21 protein-coding genes and 1 pseudogene are annotated in these 21397 nt (G+C 66.0%); 8 read left to right on the top strand and 14 right to left on the bottom strand.

Annotated features, from left to right (window positions below; translation table 11 throughout):
• The first annotated feature begins 78 nt into the window (after nucleotides 1-78).
• Complete coding sequence (locus ACV22Z_RS04255) at nucleotides 79-1029, top strand: choline ABC transporter substrate-binding protein (protein ID WP_448075044.1); 951 nt, start codon at nucleotides 79-81, stop codon at nucleotides 1027-1029.
• 368 nt (nucleotides 1030-1397) lie between these two features.
• Here ACV22Z_RS04255 and ACV22Z_RS04250 read toward each other — a convergent pair whose 3' ends face one another.
• The 4 genes and pseudogenes from ACV22Z_RS04250 to ACV22Z_RS04235 form a co-directional block, all read right to left on the bottom strand.
• Entirely contained in the window at nucleotides 1398-2594 is a 1197-nt protein-coding gene (locus ACV22Z_RS04250; protein WP_448075043.1) for a WD40/YVTN/BNR-like repeat-containing protein, read from the bottom strand.
• 83 nt (nucleotides 2595-2677) lie between these two features.
• Entirely contained in the window at nucleotides 2678-2947 is a 270-nt protein-coding gene (locus ACV22Z_RS04245) for a MoaD/ThiS family protein (protein ID WP_448075042.1), read from the bottom strand.
• Nucleotides 2948-3106: 159 nt separating this feature from the next.
• A pseudogene (locus tag ACV22Z_RS04240) lies at nucleotides 3107-3205 on the bottom strand (GNAT family N-acetyltransferase); the annotation flags it as partial.
• A gap of 33 nt (nucleotides 3206-3238) precedes the next feature.
• Nucleotides 3239-3637, bottom strand: coding sequence for a nuclear transport factor 2 family protein (locus ACV22Z_RS04235; RefSeq protein WP_448075041.1), 399 nt, complete (start codon nucleotides 3635-3637; stop codon nucleotides 3239-3241).
• A gap of 80 nt (nucleotides 3638-3717) precedes the next feature.
• On the opposite strand from ACV22Z_RS04235, the gene ACV22Z_RS04230 reads away from it, so the two are divergent.
• Nucleotides 3718-4662 (top strand): LysR substrate-binding domain-containing protein, encoded by a 945-nt coding sequence (locus ACV22Z_RS04230; RefSeq protein ID WP_448075040.1) that lies wholly within the window; start codon nucleotides 3718-3720, stop codon nucleotides 4660-4662.
• A gap of 152 nt (nucleotides 4663-4814) precedes the next feature.
• Here the strand turns inward: ACV22Z_RS04230 and ACV22Z_RS04225 are convergent, their stop codons facing one another.
• Nucleotides 4815-5504 (bottom strand): aspartyl/asparaginyl beta-hydroxylase domain-containing protein, encoded by a 690-nt coding sequence (locus tag ACV22Z_RS04225; protein WP_448075039.1) that lies wholly within the window; start codon nucleotides 5502-5504, stop codon nucleotides 4815-4817.
• A 265-nt stretch (nucleotides 5505-5769) separates the two neighbouring features.
• Between ACV22Z_RS04225 and ACV22Z_RS04220 the strand changes: the two genes are divergently transcribed.
• The 3 genes from ACV22Z_RS04220 (at nucleotide 5770) to ACV22Z_RS04210 (ending at nucleotide 9000) form a co-directional block, all read left to right on the top strand.
• The gene (locus tag ACV22Z_RS04220; protein WP_448075038.1) at nucleotides 5770-5979 is read left to right on the top strand and encodes a DUF3079 domain-containing protein; all 210 of its coding nucleotides are present in this window, start codon (nucleotides 5770-5772) and stop codon (nucleotides 5977-5979) included.
• A 305-nt stretch (nucleotides 5980-6284) separates the two neighbouring features.
• Nucleotides 6285-7952, top strand: coding sequence for a hydroxylamine reductase (hcp, locus tag ACV22Z_RS04215; RefSeq protein ID WP_448075037.1), 1668 nt, complete (start codon nucleotides 6285-6287; stop codon nucleotides 7950-7952).
• A gap of 25 nt (nucleotides 7953-7977) precedes the next feature.
• Nucleotides 7978-9000: a 2Fe-2S iron-sulfur cluster binding domain-containing protein gene (locus ACV22Z_RS04210; protein ID WP_448075036.1), complete on the top strand. Its 1023-nt coding sequence runs from the start codon at nucleotides 7978-7980 to the stop codon at nucleotides 8998-9000.
• A 223-nt stretch (nucleotides 9001-9223) separates the two neighbouring features.
• On the opposite strand, the gene ACV22Z_RS04205 is transcribed toward ACV22Z_RS04210, so the two are convergent.
• Nucleotides 9224-9658 (bottom strand): hypothetical protein, encoded by a 435-nt coding sequence (locus ACV22Z_RS04205; protein ID WP_448075035.1) that lies wholly within the window; start codon nucleotides 9656-9658, stop codon nucleotides 9224-9226.
• Nucleotides 9659-9796: 138 nt separating this feature from the next.
• Between ACV22Z_RS04205 and ACV22Z_RS04200 the strand changes: the two genes are divergently transcribed.
• Nucleotides 9797-9874: a high-potential iron-sulfur protein gene (locus ACV22Z_RS04200; RefSeq protein ID WP_448075167.1), complete on the top strand. Its 78-nt coding sequence runs from the start codon at nucleotides 9797-9799 to the stop codon at nucleotides 9872-9874.
• 704 nt (nucleotides 9875-10578) lie between these two features.
• On the opposite strand, the gene ACV22Z_RS04195 is transcribed toward ACV22Z_RS04200, so the two are convergent.
• Nucleotides 10579-11409, bottom strand: a complete 831-nt coding sequence (locus tag ACV22Z_RS04195) for a response regulator transcription factor (RefSeq protein ID WP_448075034.1) — start codon at nucleotides 11407-11409, stop codon at nucleotides 10579-10581.
• Nucleotides 11410-11537: 128 nt separating this feature from the next.
• On the opposite strand from ACV22Z_RS04195, the gene ACV22Z_RS04190 reads away from it, so the two are divergent.
• Both ACV22Z_RS04190 and ACV22Z_RS04185 read left to right on the top strand, forming a co-directional pair.
• Nucleotides 11538-12383 carry a carbon-nitrogen hydrolase family protein gene (locus ACV22Z_RS04190; protein WP_448075033.1) on the top strand — a complete coding sequence of 282 codons (846 nt, stop codon included), beginning with the start codon at nucleotides 11538-11540 and terminating at the stop codon, nucleotides 12381-12383.
• Between the two features lie 101 nt (nucleotides 12384-12484).
• A complete protein-coding gene (locus tag ACV22Z_RS04185) occupies nucleotides 12485-13825 on the top strand; it encodes an APC family permease (RefSeq protein ID WP_448075032.1) in 1341 nt (446 codons plus the stop codon).
• Between the two features lie 223 nt (nucleotides 13826-14048).
• Here ACV22Z_RS04185 and denD read toward each other — a convergent pair whose 3' ends face one another.
• The 7 genes from denD to ACV22Z_RS04150 form a co-directional block, all read right to left on the bottom strand.
• The gene (gene denD / locus ACV22Z_RS04180) at nucleotides 14049-15020 is read right to left on the bottom strand and encodes a D-erythronate dehydrogenase (protein WP_448075031.1); all 972 of its coding nucleotides are present in this window, start codon (nucleotides 15018-15020) and stop codon (nucleotides 14049-14051) included.
• 28 nt (nucleotides 15021-15048) lie between these two features.
• Nucleotides 15049-15825 (bottom strand): 2-oxo-tetronate isomerase, encoded by a 777-nt coding sequence (otnI, locus tag ACV22Z_RS04175; protein ID WP_448075030.1) that lies wholly within the window; start codon nucleotides 15823-15825, stop codon nucleotides 15049-15051.
• 115 nt (nucleotides 15826-15940) lie between these two features.
• Nucleotides 15941-17266, bottom strand: coding sequence for an MFS transporter (locus ACV22Z_RS04170; RefSeq protein WP_448075029.1), 1326 nt, complete (start codon nucleotides 17264-17266; stop codon nucleotides 15941-15943).
• Between the two features lie 100 nt (nucleotides 17267-17366).
• Entirely contained in the window at nucleotides 17367-18005 is a 639-nt protein-coding gene (gene otnC, locus ACV22Z_RS04165) for a 3-oxo-tetronate 4-phosphate decarboxylase (RefSeq protein ID WP_448075028.1), read from the bottom strand.
• The gene (gene otnK, locus ACV22Z_RS04160) at nucleotides 18002-19321 is read right to left on the bottom strand and encodes a 3-oxo-tetronate kinase (RefSeq protein ID WP_448075027.1); all 1320 of its coding nucleotides are present in this window, start codon (nucleotides 19319-19321) and stop codon (nucleotides 18002-18004) included. The genes otnC and otnK overlap by 4 nt, the downstream gene beginning before the upstream one ends.
• Before the next feature lie 19 nt (nucleotides 19322-19340).
• Nucleotides 19341-20231 carry an L-threonate dehydrogenase gene (gene ltnD, locus ACV22Z_RS04155; protein WP_448075026.1) on the bottom strand — a complete coding sequence of 297 codons (891 nt, stop codon included), beginning with the start codon at nucleotides 20229-20231 and terminating at the stop codon, nucleotides 19341-19343.
• Nucleotides 20232-20346: 115 nt separating this feature from the next.
• Complete coding sequence (locus ACV22Z_RS04150) at nucleotides 20347-21051, bottom strand: FadR/GntR family transcriptional regulator (RefSeq protein ID WP_448075025.1); 705 nt, start codon at nucleotides 21049-21051, stop codon at nucleotides 20347-20349.
• Between the last annotated feature and the right edge of the window lie 346 nt (nucleotides 21052-21397).

Genomic DNA, 21397 nt, shown 5'->3' with positions numbered 1-21397 from the left:
CCGCCGGGATCGCGGCGCACGGCTTCCAACGACGATCCCGAATTTCTCGCGAACAACATCACTTTGAGGAGAGGAAAGATGAAGCGACTACTGATCGCAGCGGCATGTGGCGTCGGGATCGCAGCCGCGCCGGTATCGGCTGTGTATGCGGCCGATCCGCCCGTGTGCAAGAACGTGCGGTTCGCGGACGTCGGCTGGTCCGACATCGCCGCGACGACCGGTCTCGCATCGACGATGCTGCAGGGCCTCGGCTACGCGCCGACGAAGACGATCGCGTCGGTGCCGATCACGTTCGCGGGGATCAAGAGCAAGCAGATCGACGTATTCCTCGGTTACTGGTCGCCGACGATGGACCCGATCATCCAGCCGTTCACGAAGGCCGGCACGATCAAGGTGCTCGATACGCCGAACCTGACCGGTGCCAAATACACGCTGGCAGTGCCTGACTACGTGTACCAGGGCGGCCTGAAGTCGTTCGCCGATATCCAGAAGTTCGCGGACAAGCTGAATGGTAAGGTCTACGGGATCGAGCCCGGCAACGACGGTAACGCGCTGATCAAGAAGATGATCGACGGCAACCAGTTCGGCCTCGGCAAGTTCAAGCTCGTCGAGTCGAGCGAGGCCGGGATGCTGGTCGAGGTGAACCGCGCGATCCGCGACAAGCAGTGGATCGTGTTCCTCGGCTGGGAGCCGCATCCGATGAACGTGCAGATGAAGATCGACTACCTGACCGGCGGCGACGACGTGTTCGGCCCGAACTACGGCGAGGCGAAGGTGCTGACCGCGACGCCGCCCGACTACGCGCAGCGCTGCCCGAACGTCGCGAAGTTCGTGTCGAACCTGCAGTTCACGACGTCGATCGAGAACCACGTGATGGCGCCGATCATGAACAAGGAGGACCCGAACAAGGCAGCGGCCGAGTGGCTGAAGGCGAATCCGCAGGCGCTCGACAAGTGGCTCGCCGGCGTGACGACGATCGACGGCAAGCCGGGGCTGCCGGCGGTGAAGGCGTATCTCGGGGTTCATTGATGTAACGGGCGGTTCGCGCCGGCGCTGCGCGGACCAGTGATGGCGGCTTGCCTGTCTGACAGGGAGCCGCTGTCGGAAAGCGGTCTTCTCGCTTGAAGCGGGAAGACCGTTTCGTTTTGGCGCGGCGCAATGCGTGTTCGATGCATGATGGCTACGCGTGCGTTGCACGTCGCTCGTCACACCGCAACGCGTGTTCGATGCATGACGGTCACGCCTGCGTTGCACGTTGCTTGTCACACCCCGCTTTGTATCGGCTTCGCGTCGCAATGCCGGCTTCTGCCTCCGCCGCCCGATCGTGCCGCTCGCCGCCGAAGATCGGTTTCCCGAGGGGGCAGCCACCTGCTGCCCGGGGCGGCAGACGGCCTCCGTCATCCGAACCGAACGCAATAAACCGGCGGCAAATGCGCTGAAACCAACTGCCAGTTTTCCCCACCGTCGTTCGACGTCCATAACGCGCCGGTCGTCGATCCCATCGCAAGGCGTGCACCAGACTCATCGACCGCGAGCCCGTGCCGGTACACGAGGTCATACGCGGGCGGTGGCGGTAGCCCGCTCGAAAACTGCTCGAACGTACGGCCGCCGTCGCGTGTGCGCGTGACGACGAACCGGCCGCCCACCGGGATCCGGCACGCGTCTTTCACGGCGGGTACGAACCATGCGGTGTCCGGTTCGCGCGGGTGCACGGCAACCGCGAAGCCGAAGCTCGATGGCTGCGCCTCGATCCGCTGCCAGTGCGCCGCGCCGTCGGTCGAGCGGAAGATCGCGCAGTGATGCTGAGTCCACAGCACGTCCGGGTTCGCCGCACATTGCACGACGCGGTGCGGATCCTGCACGTTGGCATCGCCGCGCCGCTCCGGCGGCATGTAATCGGCCTCCATGCCGTCGGCGCTTACGCGCCAGGTCGCGCCGCCGTCGCCGGTTTGCCAGACGCCGCCGCACGATACGCCGATCGACACATGCCGGCTGTCGCGCGGATCGACCATCACGGAGTGGATGCCCGGCGCGTCGTAGCCGCCTCCGAACCATTCGCGGCGCTCCGGGCGATCCCACAGCGCGCGGTTGAGCGCCCATGTGTCGCCGCCATCGTTGGAACGGAACAACCCGCCAGGAATCGTGCCGGCCCACAACACGCCGGGTTCGTCCGGGCCGCCGGTTTCCAGCGACCAGATCTGCTGAAGCGTCCACGGGGGTGTCGGCGGAGTGGGGGCGGCGGCGTTCGCGTTGTCCGCAGTTTCAGCCCCAGCCCCAGCCCCAGCCCCAGCCTCAGCCTCAGCCCCAGCCGCGTTCGCACCGTCGCCGGTACGCGTGTCATCGGCAGGCTGCGGCGGGTAGACGGGAACCGCGCACTCTTCCCAATCGGCCATGCCCGCTCGCCGGCGATGCAGCTTCACACCGAAGTGGCCGAGATTGAGCGCGGCATACAGCGAGCCGTCGCGCGGATCGGGCAGCACCATGCTGACCGGCTCGCCGACGAAATGGGGTTCGCCGAGCGTCCAGCCGTCGTTGCCATCGGCCTGCAGAACGAACAGCCCCTTGCGGGTGGCGACAAGCAATCGATCGCTCATGTCGAGTGTCTCCAGTGGACCAGAGCCAGCACTTCAGCGCTTGCTCTGGCCCCATACAAAGCGCTCGTAACGATAGGGCCCTCTTATCCGCCCGACAGCGCCTGCACGACATAAACCCGGCTATCGTCGCCGAGCGCATCGGACAGGTGTTCCCGGTCGCGCACCCGCCGGCCGTCGACAAATACGGCGAGATGCTTTCGCAGGGCGCCCTGATCGTCAAGGATGTAGCCGCGCAGTCGCGGTTGCGCGGCGAAGACGGCGTCGAACGCTTCGCCGAGCGTGCGCGCGTCGATTTCGCGCTCGGGCGTTGCGACATGCCGCTGAATCGAAGCAGCGAAGAAGATGTGCGCCATGGCGGGTAGCCGGCGGGGTCGCCGTGCGGGGATGGCCGTGTCCGTTGGTTCTGTAGTTTAGGCGATTCAACTTGTGCTGCCGCGCACAACGGTAACAGTCGCGGTGCGTTCCGGTGCTCGACGGCGCAGCGTCAAGCCCCGGTGGCGGTCATTGAAGCCTCAGTCTCGACGATCACTTGCCAGCAGCCCGTACAGCGCGTTGTCGGAAACCCCGTCACCGACCGCCCGGCGCTCGCGCAACAACCGTTCCCGAACAAATCAATCTCCCGACTGAACCGAAGTCTTTTGGGATTACGCGTATTTGTCGCCGACCACATTCCGGATCGGATGCGTGTCGTAGACGATGATCATCCGCTCGATGAGCCCGCTGTCGTCGAATTCGAACACGTCGACGCATTCGAACTGCACGGCGGAGCCATCCTTCAGCCCCCAGTCATAGACGAAGTAACCGGTGGCCCGACGCGCGCCGGTCGTGCTCACGCAGATGTCGATCGGCGTGATCCTGCTCTGCCCCGACGCCGCATCGACCTTTTCAAAGAAAGGCCGGGGCTGCATCCAGCCGAGAAACGGCGAAAAAATCCGGGCGTCCGGCGTGAACAACGCGCAGATCGCAGCGACATCGCCGCGCTCCAGCGCTTTCAGGTAAGCCCCAACTTGCCGCGTGTATAGTGCGTCCGACGACGAGACCATCCTGATTCTCCGCTGATTGTCGATAAGCCGGTCCGCGAGAAAAACTGCGAATCCGGTGCAACCACGATAGCGATGCCCCGATGACCGAACAATCGAAAAATTCGCAACCCGGGCATGCGACGCATGCATACCCGCTGGCCGACCTGACGCGCTCCCTGCCTCCGTTGACGGCATTCCAGGCCTTTGTCGCAGCCGCCCAGCTCGGCAGCCTCAGCAAGGCCGGCGATCATCTGTGCCGAACCCAGGGCGCGGTGAGCCGTCAGGTGCAGCAACTGGAAGCGCATTACCGCTGCGCGCTGTTCGTGCGTCACGCGTCGGGACTGACGCTGACGGCGGACGGCGACGCATTGCTGGCGGTGGCCGTCAATGTCCTCACGCAACTGGCCCGCCATGCGGACGTTCATGCCGGATCCGCGTCGGTTCTCACGCTGCGGCTGCCTTCCACGTTCGCGATTCGCTGGCTGCTTCCGCGGCTCCCGGCAATCAATCAGGCACTGCCGCGAACCGAGCTGCGCATCCATACGTCGGCGGACGACAGACCGGATTTCACCGAGCCCGACGTCGATGCGATCGTCGTGCGCGGCGCCGGGAACTGGGCCGGGATGGTGTCGACGCCGTTGTTCGACGAATGCCTTGCGCCGATGTGCACAAGCGGATTGGCCGCGTCTCTGAAGTCGGTTGCCGACCTCGCGCACATGAAGCTGCTTCACCCCGGACGCGGCCACGACGAGTGGCGATGCTGGCTCGATGCTGTCGGCGCGACGCAGATCGATCCGGGTGCCGGGCTTGCATTCGATACGCTCGAACTGACGCTCACCGCCGCCGCGCAGGGGCATGGCGTGGCAATCGGCGATCCGCGGATGGCGAGGGGCCGGCTCGATGCGGGGGAACTGGCGATGCCGTTTGGTGACGTCGTGCCCAATGGGCTGGGCTACTTCCTCGTCTATCCGTCCCAGCGGGCCATGCAACCGAAGATTCGCGCGCTGGCGGACATCCTGACCCGCCTCGCGCAAGAAGACCGGTAGCGGCGAGTGTGACGACCGGCCGTGTGCGGCGCGGGCTTCGTATCCGGGCGCGCGTTGAATTCCGGCAACAGTCGGTGCCGGACCGGGGACATGCGGGCAGCCATTCGCCCGCAGCTGTCACGCAAGGGCAAATCGGCGCGCGGCCTCATGCGCTAGACCGGAATCGACCCGCCCCGAATCCGTATCCCGAGCCGCACGATCCCGATCACCGCATTCGACAGCCACGTCAGCAGGCGCGGCATCCCGCGCCTGCGGATGTCGAGCAGCAGCACGATCCGCACTTCGTCGCTGTCGTTCCACACCTCGTGCTCGAACGTGTCGTCCCACAGCAGGAAGCGGCCGTCCTCGAGCCGGTGTTCGCGCCCGTCGACCTTCAGCACGGCGGCGGGCGAGCCGTCCGCGCGCCTGGGCATCGACAGCACGAGATAGCCGCGCAGGATTCCGCGGAACGGCCCGCGATGCGGCGGGATATGCTTGCCGGGCGCGAGGAACGAGAACGACGCGGACAGCACGTCCGGCGACGCGGCGACGAGCGACGCGACGGTCGGGCAGCGCGACAGGTTCTGCGGAAACGGCTGGCCGTACGCCTGCATGATGAACATCCGCCAGTCGCGCGCATCGTTCGCGGAGATGTCGTACTGCTCGCGCATGATCTCGTGAAAGCGCGGGATGCGCGCTAGGTCGCGCGCGATGGCGAGCGCTTCCGCGCGAAGCGCCGGCCACGCGCGCACGAAGCGCTCGGCATCCGGGAACACGGCGGTGTCGAGCACCGCGCCGCCGTCGATATGGCGGTCGTAGAGCGTACGAAGCAGGCCGGCAGCGTAGTCGTAGACGGCGGACATGGTCGATCGGGCGGTAGACGGGGCACTAGACTGCGGACAGTCTGCCTGAACGCCCGGCGGGATTGGGTTACGTCAGGTTACACCCGCTGACGAAAAGGTGTCGGATTCATGTGCGCTGCGTCGGGCCGGCGGCGCAGCGCGCGGGCGGCGTGTGCGGGGGAGGAGGATCGCGTCCGCGTGGCCGACGGTGCGAAAGAATGCCGCGTCGCACGTCTTTCCCCGTGCACTAGAGTCGATGTCGTACCGTCACCGACGATATTGAATCATGGCCAAGAAATTTCCATTGCATCCCGTTCATCCGGAGCGAATCTGCTGGGGATGCGACAACTACTGCCCGACACAGTCGATGCGTTGCGGCAACGGCTCAAGCCGCACCCAGCATCCGATCGAATTGCTCGGCGACGACTGGTATCAGTTCGGCGACTGGGGCATCGAGGATTCCGACGCGCAAACGGAGTCCGGCAAGCAAGCTTAGCGATCCGGCAAGCGGCAGATGCCATTCGCGCGGACAACAACGGCGGCCGGTTTCGAGCCGAGCGTGCCGCGTGTGCGCGCGCGTTTTCGGGCTGATACCTGTCTGCCACGCACACATGCACCAAATCGACCATGAATCCGATTCCTTGATCGGCGTCAGGGTGACGGAACTGCAGGCGTTGGATCATTAAAAAGATGCATACGCAACGCATCTTGCGGTAGGCGAGACGTCGAACACGCTTGCAACGTGCATTCCGTGACCGTCCGCACTGACCCGCGACCCCACGATCGAACAAGGAGAGAACCGTGTTTTGCTACCAATGCGAACAGACCGACCGGACGGGCGCGCGGCCCGGTTGTGCGTCGGCGAAGGGTAACTGCGGCAAGGACGCGACGACGGCCGATCTGCAGGACCTGCTCGTTCACGCAGTAAAGGGCATCGCGCAGTACGCCGCGCTGGCGCGCGGCATGGGCGAGCCCGATCGCGCCGCCGACCGGTTCATCCTGTACGCGATGTTCACGACGTTGACCAACGTCAATTTTCATGCAGCGCGCTTCGTTGCGCTGCTGCGCGAGGCCGCGCAGATTCGCGACCGCGTGAAGGGCGCGTGCGAGGCGCTGGCGCGGGACAAGGGGATCGCACTGCCGACGCCGGCGGGCCCGGCGGCGTGGCAGCCGGCAGCGGATCTTGCCGGTTTGCTCGAACGGGCAGCGACAGTCGGTATCGAAGCCGGCCGCGACACCGTGGGCCCCGATATCGTCGGCCTGCGTGCACTGGTGCTCTACGGCCTGAAAGGCGTGTGCGCGTATGCGCATCATGCGCAGGTGCTCGGCTACGAGCGCGACGACGTTTATGCGGAGGTGGAGGCGGCGCTCGATTTCCTCGCACGCGAGCCGGCCGATCTCAATGCGCTGCTGATGAAGGCGCTCGACCTGGGCCGGGTGAACCTGAAGGTGATGGAGTTGCTCGACGGCGCCAATACCGGCCGCTTCGGCGCCCAGCAGCCCACTGCCGTGCGCGTGACGCCGGTGGCGGGCAAGGCGATCCTGGTGTCCGGCCACGATCTCGGCGACCTGCATGCGTTGCTCGAGCAGACGGCCGGAACGGGCATCCAGGTCTATACGCACGGCGAGATGCTGCCGGCTCACGCATACCCGATGCTCAAGTCGTTCCCGCATCTCGCCGGCAACTATGGCGGCGCGTGGCAGGACCAGCAGAGCGACTTCGCGCATTTCCCGGGGCCGATCCTGATGACGTCCAACTGCATCATCGAGCCGTTGCCGCAGTATCGGCAACGCATCTTCACGACGGGGCCGGTGGGCTGGCCGGGCGTGCGCCATCTCGAGCATCACGATTTCTCGATGCTGATCCAGGCCGCGCGCGCGTTGCCCGGTTTCCAGACGACGGCGCCGGAGGAAAGCATCACGATCGGCTTCGGCCGGCACGCGGTGTTCGGCGTCGCCGACAAGGTGATCGATGCGGTGAAGGCCGGACAGATCCGCCACTTCTTCCTGATCGGCGGCTGCGACGGCGCCGCGCCGGGCCGCAACTACTACACGGAATTCGCCGAGCAGGCGCCTGCCGATACGGTCGTGATGACGCTCGGCTGCAACAAGTACCGGTTCAACCGGCACGCATTCGGTGACATCGGCGGCATTCCGCGGCTGCTCGACGTCGGCCAATGCAACGACAGTTACTCGGCGATCCGCATCGCGACGGCGCTTGCCGATGCGTTCGGCTGCGACGTGAACGACTTGCCGCTGTCGCTGGTGATTTCGTGGTTCGAGCAGAAGGCGGCGGCGGTGCTGCTGACACTGCTCGCGCTCGGCCTGCGCAACATCCGGCTCGGGCCGACGTTGCCGGCGTTCGTCACGCCGGGCGTGCTCAACGTGCTGGTGGAGCAGTTCGGCATCCAGCCGATCGGGGAGGCCGGCGCCGATCTCGCCGCGTCGCTGTCGCGCCAGGCCGCGTGACGCGCATCGTCAAGGAATCCTTCGGATGACCTATCGGATCGAGATCACGACGCGCGACGGTCAGCCGTTCGGCTTCGCGTGCGAGGCCGGACAGGATCTGCTCACGGCGGCCGCGCAGGCGAGCATCACGCTGCCGTCGCAATGCCGGCGCGGCAGTTGCGGCGCGTGTCATGCGAACGTCGCCGACGGCGACTACGAGGTGCAGGAACACAGCCCCGATGCATTGCCGGCGGGCCAGCCGGGCGCGATCCTGCTGTGCAGGACCACGCCGCGCAGCGACATGCGCATCGTCGCGCCGTACGACCACACGAAGGTGCTGTTGCAGCCGGTGCCCGTGCGCGTCGCGCGCATCGCGGCGCTCGACGAGATCGCCGCGCACACCGTGCGCGTCGAATTGCATGTGGAGCCCGACGACGAAAACGGCTCGGCGGTGGAGTTCGAAGCCGGCCAGTTCGCGGAGCTGGAGGTGCCGGGCAGCGGTATCCGCCGGCCGTATTCGCTCGCGAATACGAGCAACTGGGAGGGCCGCCTCGAGTTCCTGATCCGGCTGCGGCCGGGCGGCTGGTTCTCGACGTATCTGCAGGAGCGCGCGCAGCTCGGCGACCCGCTGACCGTGCGTGCGCCGATGGGCGGCTTTGGCCTGTTCTCGGAAAGCCTGCGGCCGCGCTGGTTCGTCGCCGGCGGCACGGGGCTTGCGCCGATCCTGTCGATGCTGCGCCGTATGGCCGAGTATCAGGAGGGGGGCGACGCGCGGCTTTTCTTCGGGGTGAATCAGGAAAGCGAACTGTTCCTGCTCGACGAGTTGCAGCAATTGCAGGCCGACCTGCCGCAATTGCAGGTGGACCTCTGCGTATGGCAGCCGCGCGACGACTGGTCCGGCTTTCGCGGCACGCCGGTCGACGCGTTGGGCGCGGCGCTGTCGCAAGCCGGCGTGCTGCCGGATCTGTACGTCTGCGGACCGCCAGCGCTGGTGCGCGGCGCACAGGCGGCCGCCGTCGCGGCCGGCCTGCCCGACGCGCAGTTCGCCAGCGAGCGCTTTACGGCGTAAGGCGCTTGTGCGGTAACGGGCGCGTGTGCAGCGGTCGTTTCACCGTTCGTTACCGCTTCGTGGACATTGCCGTGCACGGACGCTGTCCGGTGCGGCAAGTTCGCGTGAAAAGGGCGCCTGGCAAACTTCCACGTATGGCGCTTCCCGGCCCGAGCGCCATGTCGAACAATTGCCGATGCGATGGCAAGGCTACAGACCTTCCGACACGTCGCCCGACACGCATTCAACGGCGCTCGGTAATCGGGCCCTCGGCATCCACGCGCCCGACAGCACCGACGGGGCCGCCGACGGTGATCGGGCCATGCGCCTCCAGATCGCCGTGCACGATAAGCGGACCATGCACGGTAAGCGGGCCGTGAAACGTGTTCAATCCCCTGTGCCTGCGTACGGCGGGATCGTCAGGAGGAATCCGTTCGATCCATGCCGCCGTGATCGGACCTCGGGCGTAAATGTCACCAGCGACCGTCAGCGAGCCATCGACGGTCACCGGCCCGACGACGACGAGCGCTCCGTCGATGCTGAGCGGCCCCGTGACTACGGGCTCGGCATATGCCGACGCGAAAAGGATGGAGGACGCGAGCAGAACTGTGCCTGCCACGGTGCCGCGCGCCAGCCTCGATGGCATGCTCGTTCCGCGCCTCGCGATGACGCGTTCCATGTCGCCTCCTGATCAGCGCAACTTGCGCGCCCGCCGGCCGTATGCTGATTCGCGACGGTCGACCGGCGCCCGCAAGCAGCGCCTGCTGCCCTGCTGCGATACCTCTCAGTCTAGCCCGGGAAATGACGAACACAAGAGATGGGGCCGTGCCCAACCTATGGCGGAAAGCTGGTTTATGCGAAGGGATGGTGCAACGCCTACGTAAAAAAGACCTGATGCGCGAGGCCGTGGTGCGACCCCGGCATCGTTTTATCGCGGAACCGGGCCGGTTCCGCGAATAACGCGTGTGGCATGTGCGCGTTTGACGCACCGGCGGTGCGACAGGACACCACACGTAGGCTGGCGTTTGAAGCGATAGCATTTGTACATGTTTTAGCAGGACACAGTGCTCGGCCAGATCGGTCGGTTCCGGGTAAAGCCGATTCGTGTTGACAATCATTATCAAGTTAGTGAGGAATCCAAATGCTTAACGTCACCTCCGTTTTGATCAGTCTGGCTCCGATGTGGGCAATTCTGCTTATCGCATCCTCGTCTGCTGCTTACCTGGTCTTCTGGCGCAAGGTAATCAAGTAAAGGCCGCCGGACGTGATTGCATGCCGCGGTTTCGGCACCTGTTCAGTGCCGGGTTGCGTTCCCGAAAATGCGCGCTGGGCCAAAAATTTTTGTTGAGAGTGATAAGGTCTGGGTACAGAAACACTGTCGCGGTTCGACTCATCTCGGTCGATCGTCTGCAGAAACCGAGCGGCCGGTCTTCGATTGTTTGCTGGCATACACGGCGACAAGCGTATTGAGGACAACCGGCCGCGCGCAGGCAAAGTCTCCAATGTCCTGTCAATTCGCCGGAAATGCGGTGTCGGTCATGGCAGTGTTGCATCCAGTGACGGAAGGGCACTGGCGGCTCGGCCGATCAACAAAGGGCCTCAGGACGCCCCGCCCGGATCGATCCGCCGCGGATCGTAGAACATCGCGAACAGCTCCGATTGCGAGCCGACACCCAGCTTCGAATAGATGTGTTTCTTGTGCGCGCGCACGGTCTCGAACGAGATCGCCAGCTTTTCTGCAATCGCGCGCGACGAATATCCGCTCAACGTCAGCATGGCCACCTCGATCTCACGCGCGGTGAGCGCGGCGCGTCCGCTCTTTTCCGTGAGCGTGCCGAAGCGCGCAGGAAGATCCGGTTCGCCCCCGCTCTCGATCGTCTTCGTCGCGGCGCCTCCGGTGCTGAAGTCTTCGTGCTGCAGCCTTTGCTGCATCAGCGCGAGCACCCAAGGCGAGAACAGCGTCAGCAACGCGATTTCGCGCTCGTCGAAGCGGCGCGTACTGCCGAGCGAGAAGCCCAACGTATGATCGGCGTCGATCACGACATTGAAGTGCACTTCGTCGCCGATGATGTTTTTGCGGAAGTAGCGCTGGTAGTACTCGGTCATCCGGAAATTGTCGGGCGCGACGTCGGTGAGCGTAAAGAAGCCCGATGCCCGCTGCTCGAACGCGGCGAGGTAGAACGGATCGAGCTGATAGAGCGCCGCGAGATAGTCCTGAAACATCAGGTCCACCTCGCCGTCCGGCATCGCCTGCTCCGCGCAGACGAGCGGCGGCCCTTCGCGTGAGAAGCGCAGCGCGACCCAGCTGTCGATGCCGATATGCCGCTCCAGCACGCGGGTGAGACGGGCCCAGAAGTGCGGGCTGTCGAGTGCGTCGATGGCGGAGCCAATCTCCCGGTGAAACGCGAGATCGCGCCATTCGAACTCCATTTTCGTCTCCGGTCGGGGTAACCCAGGTGGGTAATTTCAGGACAAAAATAATACGCCAATAATGCCTCCACGAAGATGCGTCGGCCCCGCGAGGGGCTGCTGAAATCAATCTGAAAGGAGGCAGGTCAATGCAGGTGGAACTCGCGCAAATTTCGCTCGTGGATGGCGACGTCGAGCACAACACGCGCAAGGTGATTGAAACGATCGGACGCGCTGACGTGGCCGGCGGCACGAAGCTGATCGTATTTCCCGAGACGACCCTGTCCGGTTTTCCGACGCGCGACACCGTTGCCGATATCGCCCAATCGCTCGACGGCCCTGCACTGACCGCCGTGCGCGGCGCCGCCCGGCGCGCAGGCGTCGCGGTGGCGGTGGGTCTCGCCGAGCGCGACGGGGCGACGTTCTACAACACGACGGTGCTCGTCGATGAATGCGGCGAGATCGCGCTGCGCTACCGCAAGACGCATCTGTGGGCATCGGATGTCGGCGTGTTCACGCCGGGCGACCGTTTCGAGACCTGCACGTGGAACGGCATGACGGTCGGCATGCTGATCTGCTACGACATCGAATTCCCCGAGACGGCGCGGGCAGTCGCGGCGCTCGACGCCGATCTGCTGATCGTCACCAACGGCAACATGGACCCGTTCGGCCCGGTGCATCGCCGTGCGATCACCGCGCGCGCGATGGAGAACCAGATGTCCGCGCTGATGGTGAACCGCTGCGGCACCGGCGACGACAACCTCACTTTTCCGGGGGAATCCGTCGTCGTCGATCCGTTCGGCGAAGTCGTTGCGTCGGCTGGCGCGGAAGAAACGCTGCAGCGCGCACGGATCGACCTGACGCGCCTCGAAGCGAGCCGTGAGCACTACCGCTATCTGCACGATGTGCGTGTGCCGCTCGGCCTCACGCCGATCGAGCGCGAGGATGGCTCGCGCGCGCTCGTGATCGACGAGCGCCGCCGCCGTACCGACTGACCCCACCGGCTGGCCCCTTTCGCAGTTTCATCGCGCACGAACGGTCACGAGCGCATGCTCGTGGCGCGTCCGTTCGCGCCTGTCGAAAATATGGAGACATCATGCAACACACATCCGTAGAAGAGCGGACTCATCTGAAGCGCACGCTCGGCCTGCCGTCGGTATTGCTGTTCGGGCTCGCCTACATGGCGCCGCTGATCGTGTACGGCACCTATGGCGTGCTGGCGAAAGCGAGCGACGACACCGCGGCGCTCGCCTACCTGATCGCGCTCGTCGCGATCGTGTTCACGGCACTGAGCTACGGCAAGCTCGCGCGCCTCTATCCGGTCGCAGGTTCGGCCTATACCTACACCCGCAAGACCTTCAACGCGCATCTCGGCTTCATGATCGGCTGGGCGACGCTGCTCGACTATTTCTTCCTGCCGATGGTCATCTGGCTGATCGGCGCGGCCTATCTGAATGCGGCGTTTCCGCATGTGCCGACATGGGTGTGGATCGTCGCGTTCATCGTGTTGACGAGCGCGCTGAACATCGTCGGCATCGAGCTTGCCGCGCGCTTCAACATCGTGCTGATGGTCGTGCAGTTCGCGATCGTCGCGTTGTTCGTCGCGCTGTGCTGGCACTATGCGGCGGCGGCGGCAGGCCCTGGCGGCATCGCGATGGCCGAGCCGTTCTTCAAGCCGCACGTGCCGTTCGCGTCGACGATGGCGGGCGCTGCGATCGCTGCGTATTCGTACCTCGGCTTCGATGCGGTATCGACGCTGACCGAAGAGACCATCGATCCGAAGAAGAACATGCCGCGCGCGATCGTCTGGATTGCGCTGATCGGCGGCGCGATCTTCGTGCTCGCAGCCTACACGATGCAGCTCGCGCATCCGGGCGTCGAGTTCAAGGACACGGATTCGGCCGCGTTCGAAGTCGCGAAGATGATCGGCGGCGACATCTTCGTCACCGTGTTCCTTGCCGGCCTGATCCTCGCGCAGTTCGCGTCCGGTATCTCTGCACAGGCGAGCGTCGGCCGTCTGCTGTACGCCATGGGCCGCGACGAGATGCTGCCGCAGCGCTTCTTCGGGTACATCCATCCCAGGTTCAAGACGCCGGTGGTCAACATCGCGATTGCGGGCATCGTCGGCCTGATCGCGCTGAAGCTCGATGTCGCGACGTCCACGTCGTTCATCAACTTCGGTGCGTTCCTCGCGTTCACTGCAGTGAACCTGTGCGTGGTGCGTCTCTATCTGACGGGCAATCACGGCGACCGGAAAATGGGCGTGATCGGCGGGTTGATCTTTCCGCTCGTCGGCGCCGTGTCGGACATCTGGCTGCTGGCTAGCCTCGAAAAGACGGCACTGGTGCTGGGCGCGATCTGGTTCGTGTTAGGCATCGCGTACCTGTGCTGGATCACGCGTCTGTTCCGTCAGGCGCCGCCGCAAGTCGAGATATAGGCGTGCATTCGCGAGGCGCGCGTTGCGCGCGCGCCCCGGTTTGCCCCGAGCAAGGAATTCGCCTTTCAGTTCGTTTGCAGCCTGGATACGGGGGATGCGTCGTACCGTAATGCCAATGTGCGGCGTCCTCCGCCATTGCCTCATCGTTTCATCGTAGCGCGGAGAGCGCCGCCGTCGGCCAACGAAAAGACGAAGCAGCTTTTCGCGCTGCGCGATCGTCGTATCAGCGCCGCTCGTCCTCGAGATACGCGCGGATCACATCGACGAACGACGTATCGCCCTTCAGCCCGAGCGCTTCCGCGCGCGACGTATCCCAGCGCCCCGGCCAGCTCCCGACGATTTTCTCGACGCGCTCGTCCGGCACATGGCGGATCCGCTTCACCGCCTCGTCGCCCGCAACCTCACGCAGCGCGGCGACCATCTCGTCGACGCTCACCGAGATCCCCGGCAGGTTGATCACGCGCTTGTTGCCGAGCTGCGCGCCGTCAAGCTCGCAACCCGCGACAAGCGCATCGATCGCGCCGCGCGGCGACAGCAGCCACAGACGCGTCGAGCCGGGCACCGGGCACACGCTTTCCTCGCCATTCAGCGGCTCGCGGATGATGCCGCTCGCGAACGACGACGCGGCCGCGTTCGGCCGGCCCGGCCGCACGCTGATCGTCGGCAGCCGCAGCACGCGGCCATCGACGAAGCCGCGCCGCGCGTAGTCGCACAGCAGCAGCTCGGCGATCGCCTTCTCCGCGCCGTACGACGATTGCGGGTTCAGCGCGGTGTCGTCCTGCACGACGTCCGGCAGCGCGCCGCCGTACACCGCGACCGAGCTCGTGAACACGACGCGCGGACGATGGCCGCGCGCACGGCACACTTCGAGCAGCGCGCGCGACGCATCGAGGTTGATCCGCATCCCGAGATCGAAATCGGCTTCGGCGTGGCCGCTGACGATCGCCGCGAGATGGAAGATCGCGCCCGTTTGCGTGTCGATCGCGCTTTCGAGCACGGCGCGGTCGGCGATGTCGCCGACGATCGACGTCACACGCGGGTCGCCGAAATCACCGCCCTTGGCGACGTCGAGCAGCACGAGTTCGGTAATGGCCTGAATCCGGCCGTCCGCGCCGGTCAGCTCGCCGCGTTCGAGCAGCTTGCGCGCGAGACGCTGGCCGAGAAACCCGGCCCCGCCGGTGATCAGTACTTTCATTTTGGTTGCCCTCGTGGGAATGCTTGAATCAAAGATACGGCTTCAGCCAGCCGAGGCCGTCTGACGTGCCGGCCTTCGGGCGGTATTCGCAGCCGATCCAGCCGTCGTAGCCGAGCGCGTCGATCAGGTCGAACAGGTACGGATAGTTGAGTTCGCCGATATTCGGCTCATGCCGCTCCGGCACGCCGGCGATCTGGATGTGGCCGATGCCCGCGAAATTGCGCTTGAGCTTCATCGCGAGATCGCCTTCGACGATCTGGCAGTGGTAGCAGTCGAACTGCACCTTCAGGTTCGGTGCGCCGACTTCCGCGCAGATCTCGTGCGCGTCGTCCTGCCGGCTGATGAAATAGCCGGGCATGTCGCGCTGGTTGATCGGCTCGACGAGAACCGTGATGCCGTGCGCGAAGGCCGCCTGCGCGGCGTGCGCGAGGTTCGCGACATAGGTCGCGCGATGGCGCGCGCGGTCCTGGCCCGGTGCGAGCAGGCCGGCCATCACGTGCAGTTTCTTGTTGCCGATTACGCGCGCATAGTCGAGCGCGGTGTCGATCCCGCGCTTGAACTCGTCCTCGCGGCCCGGCAGCGACGCGATTCCGCGCTCGCCCGCGGCCCAGTCGCCGGGCGGCGCGTTGAACAGCGCCTGCGTGAGGCCGTGCTGGTCGAGGCGTTCGCGGATGTCCTGTGCGGCGAAGTCGTACGGGAACAGGTACTCGACGGCCTTGAAGCCGTCGTACGCGGCGGCGGCGAAGCGCTCGAGAAAAGCGTACTCGTTGTACATCATCGAAAGGTTGGCGGCAAAGCGTGGCATGGCTGCAGATCCTGTCAGTGAAAGAGTGGAGGCCTGCACACAGCATAGGCCGTGCGCGGCGCCCCGGCATCGCTTGGTGGGTCGATCAAGGCGCCCTTATTAGCGGGAACAGGCCTTAACGGTTGACCAGCCTGCCCGGCGTGAGCCAGACGGCGATCGCGCCGATCACGAGCATCGCGGACAGCACGTACATGCCGGCCGACGTGCTGTGCGTGAGGTCCTTCAGGTAGCCGATCACGTACGGGCTCGCGAAGCCGGCGAGGTTGCCGACCGAGTTGATGATCGCGATCCCGGCCGCGGCCGCGCTACCCGCGAGGAACGCGGTCGGCAGCGACCAGAAGAGGGGCGCGCAGGTCAGCACGCCGCCCGCGGCGATCGACAGGAACAGGATCGACACGACCGTGCTGTGCGAGTACATCGCGGCGACCGCGAAGCCGACCGAGCCCATCAGCGCCGGCACGATCAGGTGCCAGCGGCGTTCGCGGCGCTTGTCCGCGCTGTGGCCGAACAGGTTCATCACGACTATCGCGACGAGAAACGGGATCGCGGACAGCAGGCCGATCTGGAACGTGTCGGTAATGCCGGTCGATTTGACGAGCGTCGGCATCCAGAACGTCAGCCCGTACTGGCCGGTCACGAACGCGAAGTAGATCAGCGACATCCACCACATGCGCGGGTCCGCGAACACGGCCTTCAGCGAGTGGCCGTGCTTTTGCTGCTCCTGCGGCTGCGCGGCGATCTCGTCCGCGAGCAACTGCTTCTCGCGCTCGTTCAGCCACTTCGCGCTGCGGATGTTGTTGTCGAGATAGAGGATCGTCGCGATGCCGATCAGCAGCGCGGGCACGGCCTCGATCATGAACATCCATTGCCAGCCGTGGAAGCCCGAGCCGCCGTGGAAGCGCGCCATGATCCAGCCCGACAGCGGGTTGCCGAAGATCCCCGACACCGGAATTGCCGACATGAACACCGCGATGATCTTCGCGCGGCGGTGCGACGGGAACCAGTACGTCAGATACAGGATCACGCCCGGGTAGAAGCCTGCCTCCGCGAGACCGAGCAGGAAGCGCAGCACATAGAACTGCATGGGCGTCTGCACGAACGCGAACAGGCCCGACAGCAGGCCCCACGTGATCATGATCCGCGCGATCCAGATGCGCGCGCCGATGCGGTGCATCAGCAGGTTGCTCGGCAGTTCGAACAGGAAGTAGCCGAGGAAGAAGATGCCCGCGCCGAGCCCAAATACGGTTTCGCTGAACGCGAGATCCTGCGACATCTGCAGCTTCGCGAAGCCGACGTTCACGCGGTCGAGATATGCAACCACATAGCACAGCATCAGGAACGGTACGATGCGCCAGAACACCTTCTTGTACGTGAGGTCCAGCTCGGCCGAACCGGCGGCAGAGGCGGACGAACGGCCTGCGGCCGCGTCGAGAGCAGTCATCGTTGTCTCCAATCCAGTGATGGTGGGTGCCGGCGGCGCGTACGACGCCGGTCGTAGGTGTGTGCTGACGGAACGGCCCGCGCACACGGCGGGCAGGGGATTACCAGCGCGCGCCGAACGTGCTGCGCAATTCGTCGAGCGCTGTGTCGGACAGCGGCTCGGGCTTCGGATCGGTCATCAGCCACAGCCGCGCCGTTTCCTCGAGTTCCTCGAGCGCGTACGACGCCTGCGACACCGACGCGCCCCACATCACCGGGCCGAGGCGGTCGAGCAGCACGCCGCGCACGCGGCCGGCGAGCGCCGCGACTTCGGCCGCGACGTCCGGATCGCCGGGGCGGCGGTAGCGGATCAGCGGAATGTGGCCGACCTTCATCACGTAGTACGGCGTGATCGGCGGCAGCACATCCGAGTCGCGCCACACGCCCGCGAGCGTCAGCGCGACGAGATGCGTCGAATGCGTGTGGACGACGCCGTTCGCTTCGGCGTTGTGCGCATAGATGCCGCGATGCAGCGTCAGCGTCTTCGACGGCCTGCCGCCCGACACGGCCTGACCGTCCAGGCCGACCTTTGCGATGTCGTTCGGATCGAGCCGGCCGAGGCACGCATCGGTCGGCGTGATCAGCCAGCCGTCGTCGAGACGCGCACTGATGTTGCCCGCGCTGCCGACCGCATGGCCACGCGCATACAGGCTCGCGCCGACGACGCAGATTTCCTCGCGCAATTTCGCTTCGACGCTCATCGGCTCGCTCCGTCCAGTGCGCGCAGCGCCTTGTCGAAGAAATCGACCGCGCCGAAGTTGCCCGACTTCAGCGCGAGGCCGAGCGGCTCGGCGCCGATGGTCCCACGGGGACGCTCTCCGGTCGTCGCGGTCGCGGGCACGCCCGGGTCGATCTGTGCGCCGATCTGCAGCAGCGTCACGTCGAGCGCCTGCACGACCGCGCCGGATGTCTCGCCGCCCGCGACGACGAACTTGCGTACGCCGAGCGCGCGCAGCCCCTTCGCGATCGCGGCGAGCGTGCTTTCGACGAGATGGCCGGCCGCTTCGACGCCGAGCGTCTGCTGCACCGCCTTCACTTCGTCGGGCGTCGCCGTTGCGTAGATCAGCACCGGCTCCGGCAGATGCGAACGCGCGAACGCGAGCGCCTGCTCGACGACCGGCTCACCGCGCGACGCCGCGTGCGGATCGATGCGGAACGCCGGGCGATTCGCGCGCCACGCGGCGACCTGCGCGTTGGTGGCCTTCGACGCGCTGCCGGCGAGCACCGTCGAGAAGCCGCCGATGCGCGGCAGCGACGCCGCGTTGTCGCGCTCGGGCAGCAGGCCCGCGCGGCGGAAGTTCGCGGGCAGGCCGAGCGCGATGCCCGAGCCGCCGGTGACGAGCGGCAGGTCCGCGCACGCTTCGCCGAGCACGTAGAGATCGCGGTCGGACAGCGCATCGGCGATCGCGAAGCGTGCGCCTTCCGCGCGCAGCTGCGCGATCGTCGCGTGCACCGCGGCAGCGCCGAGGGCGATCGCGTCGTAGCGGATCAGGCCGACCGACGAGTGCGTCTGGCGCTGCAGCACACGCACGAGGTTCGCGTCCTTCATCGGCGTGAGCGGGTGGTTTTCCATCCCCGACTCGTTGAGCAGCACGTCGCCGACGAACAGGTGGCCGCGGCAGATCGTGCGGCCGTTCTCCGGGAACGCCGGGCACGCGATCGTGAAGCCGCCGCCCGCCGCGTCGAGCAGCGCGTCGGCGACGGGGCCGATGTTGCCCGCGTCGGTCGAGTCGAACGTCGAGCAGTACTTGAAGAAGAACTGGCGGCAGCCCTGCGCGCGCAGCCATTCGTATGCGGCGAGCGATTGCGCGACGGCGTCGGCGGCGGGAATCGTGCGCGACTTCAGCGCGACGACGATCGCGTCGGCGTCGAGCGCCGCTTCGCGCGTTGCATCGCCGGCGGGCACGCCGATCGTCTGCACGGTGCGCATGCCGCTCTTGACGAGCATGTTCGCGAGATCGGTCGCACCGGTGAAATCGTCGGCAATGCAGCCGAGCAGGGGACGGGAGGCGGTCATGTCGAGGGTCTCGCTCGAATCAACGGGACGGCGGCAGCGTGATGCCGGGGAAAGTCTTGATCACGGCGGAATCGTCCTCGCCGCCGTGGCCGGCGCTCGACGCGCTCATGAACATCTGGTGCGCGGTGGCCGACAGCGGCAGCGGGAATTTGCTGCGGCGCGCGGTGTCGAGCACGAGGCCGAGATCCTTCACGAAGATGTCGACGGCCGACAGCGGCGTGTAGTCGCCGTTCAGGATATGCGGCACGCGGTTCTCGAACATCCACGAGTTGCCGGCGCTGTGCGTGATCACGTCGTACAGCGCATCGGGATCGACGCCTTCGCGCAAGCCCAGCGCCATCGCCTCGACCGCTGCCGCGATGTGCACGCCGGCCAGAAGCTGGTTGATGATCTTCACTTTCGAGCCGACGCCGTGCGCGTCGCCAAGGCGGTACACCTTGCCGGCGATCGCGGCGAGCACGTCCTCGCACGCTTCATAGGCGGCGGCCGGGCCGGACGTCATCATCGTCATTTCGCCGGACGCCGCGCGCGCGGCGCCGCCGGACACCGGCGCGTCGAGCATCTGCAGGCCGGCCGCTTCGATCCGCCGGCCGAGTTCGACCGCGAACTCGGGCGCGACGGTCGCGCTCGCGATCACGACGCCGCCCGGCTTCATCCGCGCGAGCGCGCCGTGCTCGCCGAACAGCACTGCTTCGGTCTGCTCAGCGTTGACGACGAGCGTGACGACGACGTCGCACTGCGCGCCGAGTTCGGCGGGCGTCGCGCATGCGACGCCGCCTTCGGCCGCGAACGCGTTCAGCACCTGCTCACGCACGTCGCATGCGTGCACGCGAAACCCCGCGCGCAGCAGCGAGCGGGCGACGCCGAGGCCCATCGCGCCGAGGCCGATGACTCCAACATTTCGTGACATGGTCAACCTTGATCGAATCGGGACAGAGGCGGCGCCGCTTTGTCTGCGGATCAGCCGCCGGGTTCAGCACAGGGGTTCGGCCGCCGGGTTCAGCCGTCGGGTTCAGCCGCCGGGTTCAGCAGATGCCGGCTTGCGCGAGCCGGCGGGCTGCGTTGTACATGTGCGTGCGGGCGGCGTTGCGCGCGGCCATCGGGTCGCGCGCGCGGATCGCGTCGGCGATTGCCGCGTGCTCTTCGCGAACCTGCCGCGAGAAGTCCTCGCGCGTCGCCTCGTTGCCGCGCGTGACCTTCACGCCCGCTTCGAGGTACTGGTTCAGGAACTGCAGCGTCTTCAGGAAATACGGATTGCCGGTGACGGCCGCGATCGTGCGGTGGAACGCGACGTCTTCCGCGACGCCGTCGCGGCCTTCGGCCACCGCTTCATCGATCTTGCGCAGCGCGTCGTCGATGTCGGCCATGTCTTCGTCGGTGTGATGCAGCGCGGCAACGGCCGCGACTTCGGCCTCGATCGCGCGGCGCACCGCGAGCAGGTGCGGCAGCGAGGTCGCCTCGACGGCTTCCGCGTAATCGATGCGCAGCGGGCGGATCGCGCCGTGCTGGTTCACGTACACGCCGCTGCCCTGGCGCGGCTCGACGACGCCTTCGTTCTTCAGGCGCGAAATCGCCTCGCGGATCACGGTGCGGCTCACGCCGAATTCCTGCGCGAGCACGGCCTCGGTCGGCAGCTTGCCGGAGGCCGCGAAACTGCCGACTTCGATCTGCTTGAGCAACTGCTGCGCGACGTGATCGCTCATCGCGCGGGCGGGAATTTTCTCGAACATGTCGGTCAATTTTGTAGGGTGATGTGGTCATCATACAAATGTGAGCGAGTAGCAGCATCAGTGATAACCCTCGATCAACGGTGTGCAACGTCGGTCAAGTTACGTGGAGCCGGTTCCTGCCTGCGGTAACTTCAGGTTGTCGCGCGACTGGGGGCGGGCAGGACTGGGGGCGGGCAGGAACGGGTCCGGTGAATGCATCCATGCGCATCCTGCGCTTGCCCAGGTTCATCATCACCTGCGCGGCCCCGTCTCTCTTGCGCAACTCAGCACAAGCGTGTCACCGGGCGCCGCGCAGGCACTGAGGGCGGCAACGTGGACGCAAGGCATGGCGACGGTCGCACGATGC

Source organism: Burkholderia sp. PU8-34, assembly GCF_053427725.1.
The sequence above is the reverse complement of the archived record's forward strand: the minus strand, read 5'-3'. Positions and strand labels throughout refer to the sequence as shown.